Source organism: uncultured Gordonia sp. (genome assembly GCF_937858515.1).
Classification (GTDB): Bacteria; Actinomycetota; Actinomycetes; order Mycobacteriales; family Mycobacteriaceae; genus Gordonia.
In genome coordinates this window covers 1-3,434 of the sequence record NZ_CALLZT010000121.1, presented here as the reverse complement: position 1 = coordinate 3,434, position 3,434 = coordinate 1, and the positions used below count along the sequence as shown (strand labels likewise).

Sequence of the window (3,434 nt, the reverse complement as noted above, 5' to 3'; positions counted from 1 at the left end):
TGTATGGGAACCACTACGAGAAAGGTTGACGGTCAACCATGACCATGACTGACCCGATCGCAGACTTTTTGACACGTCTGCGCAACGCCAACTCGGCGTACCACGACGAGGTCACCCTTCCGTCGTCGAAGATCAAGGTGGCTATCGCCGAGATCCTCAAGCGCGAGGGTTACATCACAGACTTCCGCACCGAAGATGCAGAGGTCGGCAAGAGCCTCGTCGTCTCCCTCAAGTACGGCCCGAGCCGTGAACGCAGTATCGCCGGTCTGCGCCGCGTCTCCAAGCCGGGTCTGCGGGTGTACGCGAAGTCCACCAACCTGCCCAAGGTCCTGGGCGGCCTCGGCGTGGCCATCATCTCCACGTCGTCCGGTCTGCTCACCGATCGTCAGGCAGCCAACCAGGGCGTGGGCGGCGAAGTCCTCGCCTACGTCTGGTAAGGGAGGCTAGAAGATATGTCACGTATCGGTAAGAATCCCATCGCCATCCCCGCCGGTGTGACCGTCTCGATCGACGGCCAGAACATCACCGTGAAGGGCCCCAAGGGCGAGCTCACCCACACCGTCACCGAGCCCATCGCGGTCGCTCAGGAAGACGGCAACATTGTGGTGACCCGACCCAACGACGAGCGCCGCAGCCGTGCCCTGCACGGCCTCAACCGGTCTCTGGTGAACAACCTCGTCATCGGCGTCACCCAGGGCTACACCAACAAGATGGAAATCTTCGGTGTCGGCTACCGCGTGCAGGCCAAGGGCAAGGACCTCGAGTTCGCGCTCGGTTACAGCCATCCCGTGCCGATCGAGGCTCCCGAAGGCATCACCTTCGCCGTCGAGACGCCCACCAAGTTCTCGGTGTCGGGTATCGACAAGCAGAAAGTCGGCGAGATCTCGGCGGTCATCCGCCGCCTGCGTCGCCCCGACCCGTACAAGGGCAAGGGCATTCGCTACGAGGGTGAGCAGATCCGTCGCAAGGTCGGAAAGACGGGTAAGTAAGCCATGAGTGAAACCAAGATCGATCGCAAGCCGCTCGGCAAGGACGCCTCGACTCGCCGTCGTACCTCGACCGCGAACCGCCATTTCCGTCTGCGTAAGAAGGTCGCCGGCACCGCCGAGCGTCCCCGTCTGGCCGTCAAGCGCAGCAGCCGCCACATCCACGTGCAGCTCATCGACGACCTCGCCGGCAAGACCCTTGCCGCCGCGTCCTCGATCGAGGCCGACGTGCGTGCTGTGGACGGCGACAAGTCGGCACACGCGGCCAAGGTGGGCGAGCTGATCGCCGCCCGCGCCAAGGCAGCCGGTGTGGAGGCCGTCGTGTTCGACCGTGGTGGCAAGGACTACCACGGCCGGATCGCCGCGCTCGCCGACGCCGCCCGCGAGGGAGGCCTGAGCTTCTGATGACCATCTCGACCAGCAACACCACAGTGACCGGAGGGAACCTCTGATGCCCGGACGTCAGCGTGACGGCGGAAACGGACCCGCCGGAAACGACAACAACAACAGCAACGAGCGTCGCGGCCGCGGCGAGCGTCGTGACCGCGGTGGCCGCGATCGCGACCAGGACCGCAACCAGCTTGAGCGCGTCGTCGCGATCAACCGCGTGTCCAAGGTCGTCAAGGGTGGCCGCCGGTTCTCCTTCACCGCACTCGTGGTGGTGGGCGACGGCCAGGGCCTCGTCGGCGTCGGCTACGGCAAGGCCAAGGAAGTTCCGGCCGCGATCCAGAAGGGTGTCGAAGAGGCTCGCAAGAACTTCTTCCGCGTCCCGCTGATCGGCGGCACCGTGACCCACCCCGTCCAGGGTGAGGCCGCTGCCGGTGTCGTGATGCTTCGCCCGGCCAGCCCCGGTACCGGTGTGATCGCCGGTGGCGCGGTGCGTGCCGTGCTCGAATGCGCCGGTGTGCACGATGTTCTCGCCAAGAGCCTCGGCTCCGACAACGCGATCAACGTCGTCCACGCCACCGTTGCGGCTCTCAAGATGCTGCAGCGTCCCGAAGAGGTCGCGGCCCGTCGTGGCCTCCCGATCGAAGATGTGGCACCGGCCGGTATGCTCCGCGCCCGGGCCGGCCAGGGAGCGTAAGACCAATGGCAGAACTGAAGATCACCCAGGTCAAGGGCACCATCGGTACCAAGAAGAACCAGCGTGACAGCCTGCGCACCCTCGGTCTGAAGGGTATCCGCAAGACCGTCACCCGCGAGGACACCCCGCAGAACCGCGGCCTGATCAACGTGGTGCGCCACCTCGTGACAGTCGAAGAGGTTTAAGCAAATGACCATCAAGCTCCATCATCTTCGCCCCGCAGAGGGTGCGAAGACCGAGAAGACCCGTGTGGGTCGTGGTGAGGGATCCAAGGGTAAGACCGCGGGTCGCGGCACCAAGGGCACCAAGGCCCGCAAGAACGTGCCCGCCGCGTTCGAAGGCGGCCAGATGCCGATCCACATGCGGCTGCCGAAGCTCAAGGGCTTCACCAACCGCAACCGGGTCGAGTACCAGGTCGTGAACGTCGGCGACATCGCCCGGCTGTTCCCGCAGGGCGGCACCATCGGCGTCGACGACCTCGTCGCCGCCGGCGCCGTTCGCAAGAACAAGCTGGTGAAGGTGCTCGGCGACGGCGACCTGTCGGTGGCCGTCAACGTCACCGCCAACAAGTTCACCGGCGCGGCCAAGGAGAAGATCACCGCCGCCGGTGGTAGCGTCTCCGAGCTCTGACACGCCCACGAGCCGCCGGACGAGAGCAGCGTCACACGCCGCTCTCGTTCGGCGGCTCGCTGCGGTTCGCGTGCGGCCCCCGTGCGGGCCGAAATCTCCTCAACCCGGCATTTTCCCTGGTCACACGGTGGCCGACGAGGCGAATCCGGTCTCACTGTTAGAGTTTCACAAGACGTTCCCGGCCATTTCGGCCGACACCACCCCGGACTAGGAGGAACTTAGTGCTCTCCCCCCTCGTCGCGGCCTTCAGGACGCCGGACCTGAGGAAGAAGATCCTCTTCGTCATCGGCATCGTCATCCTGTACCGCCTCGGCGCCACCATCCCGTCCCCGGGCGTGAACTACAAAGTAGTGAACGAGTGCATGGACCAGATCAACTCCGGAGACAATCAGGTCTACGCGTTGATCAACATGTTCTCCGGCGGCGCCATGCTGCAGTTGGCCGTGTTCGCGATCGGCATCATGCCGTACATCACCGCCAGCATCATCGTGCAGCTGCTGACCGTCGTGATCCCCCGTTTCGAGCAGCTGCGCAAAGAAGGCCAGTCCGGCCAGGCCAAGATGACGCAGTACACCCGCTACCTGACGGTGGCGCTGGCGTTGCTGCAGTCCACGGGCATCGTCGCCCTGGCCTCGCGCGGCCAGCTCCTGCCCGACAGCTGCAAGGGTGATGTGCTCAGCGACGAGTCGGTGTTCGCGCTGACGATCGTCGTGCTCGTCATGACCGCGGGCGCC

At 65.1% G+C, this 3,434-nt stretch carries 7 protein-coding genes; all 7 read left to right on the top strand.

Annotation, left to right across the window (positions count from 1 at the left end; all coding sequences use genetic code 11):
* Positions 1 to 38: 38 nt before the first annotated feature.
* Positions 39 to 437, top strand: coding sequence for a 30S ribosomal protein S8 (gene rpsH / locus Q0627_RS11000; RefSeq protein ID WP_005187635.1), 399 nt, complete (start codon positions 39 to 41; stop codon positions 435 to 437).
* 15 nt (positions 438 to 452) lie between these two features.
* Entirely contained in the window at positions 453 to 989 is a 537-nt protein-coding gene (gene rplF / locus Q0627_RS10995) for a 50S ribosomal protein L6 (protein ID WP_291019510.1), read from the top strand.
* Between the two features lie 3 nt (positions 990 to 992).
* The gene (gene rplR, locus Q0627_RS10990; RefSeq protein WP_291019512.1) at positions 993 to 1,391 is read left to right on the top strand and encodes a 50S ribosomal protein L18; all 399 of its coding nucleotides are present in this window, start codon (positions 993 to 995) and stop codon (positions 1,389 to 1,391) included.
* Positions 1,392 to 1,437: 46 nt separating this feature from the next.
* Complete coding sequence (gene rpsE, locus Q0627_RS10985) at positions 1,438 to 2,070, top strand: 30S ribosomal protein S5 (protein ID WP_291019514.1); 633 nt, start codon at positions 1,438 to 1,440, stop codon at positions 2,068 to 2,070.
* Between the two features lie 5 nt (positions 2,071 to 2,075).
* Positions 2,076 to 2,255, top strand: a complete 180-nt coding sequence (gene rpmD / locus Q0627_RS10980) for a 50S ribosomal protein L30 (protein WP_005187653.1) — start codon at positions 2,076 to 2,078, stop codon at positions 2,253 to 2,255.
* Between the two features lie 4 nt (positions 2,256 to 2,259).
* On the top strand, positions 2,260 to 2,700 hold the full coding sequence (gene rplO, locus Q0627_RS10975; protein ID WP_291019515.1) for a 50S ribosomal protein L15: 441 nt from the start codon (positions 2,260 to 2,262) through the stop codon (positions 2,698 to 2,700).
* Positions 2,701 to 2,921: 221 nt separating this feature from the next.
* A partial coding sequence (locus Q0627_RS10970) for a preprotein translocase subunit SecY (protein ID WP_367180762.1) occupies positions 2,922 to 3,434 on the top strand: 513 nt, incomplete at its 3' end.

What these genes read in the sequence shown, in the direction of transcription:
- rplF (WP_291019510.1), top strand. Translation starts at nt 453, where the DNA reads ATGTCACGTATCGGTAAGAATCCCATCGCCATCCCCGCCGGTGTGACC.
- rplO (WP_291019515.1), top strand. Translation starts at nt 2,260, where the DNA reads ATGACCATCAAGCTCCATCATCTTCGCCCCGCAGAGGGTGCGAAGACC.
- rpsH (WP_005187635.1), top strand. Translation starts at nt 39, where the DNA reads ATGACCATGACTGACCCGATCGCAGACTTTTTGACACGTCTGCGCAAC.
- rplR (WP_291019512.1), top strand. Translation starts at nt 993, where the DNA reads ATGAGTGAAACCAAGATCGATCGCAAGCCGCTCGGCAAGGACGCCTCG.
- rpmD (WP_005187653.1), top strand. Translation starts at nt 2,076, where the DNA reads ATGGCAGAACTGAAGATCACCCAGGTCAAGGGCACCATCGGTACCAAG.
- rpsE (WP_291019514.1), top strand. Translation starts at nt 1,438, where the DNA reads ATGCCCGGACGTCAGCGTGACGGCGGAAACGGACCCGCCGGAAACGAC.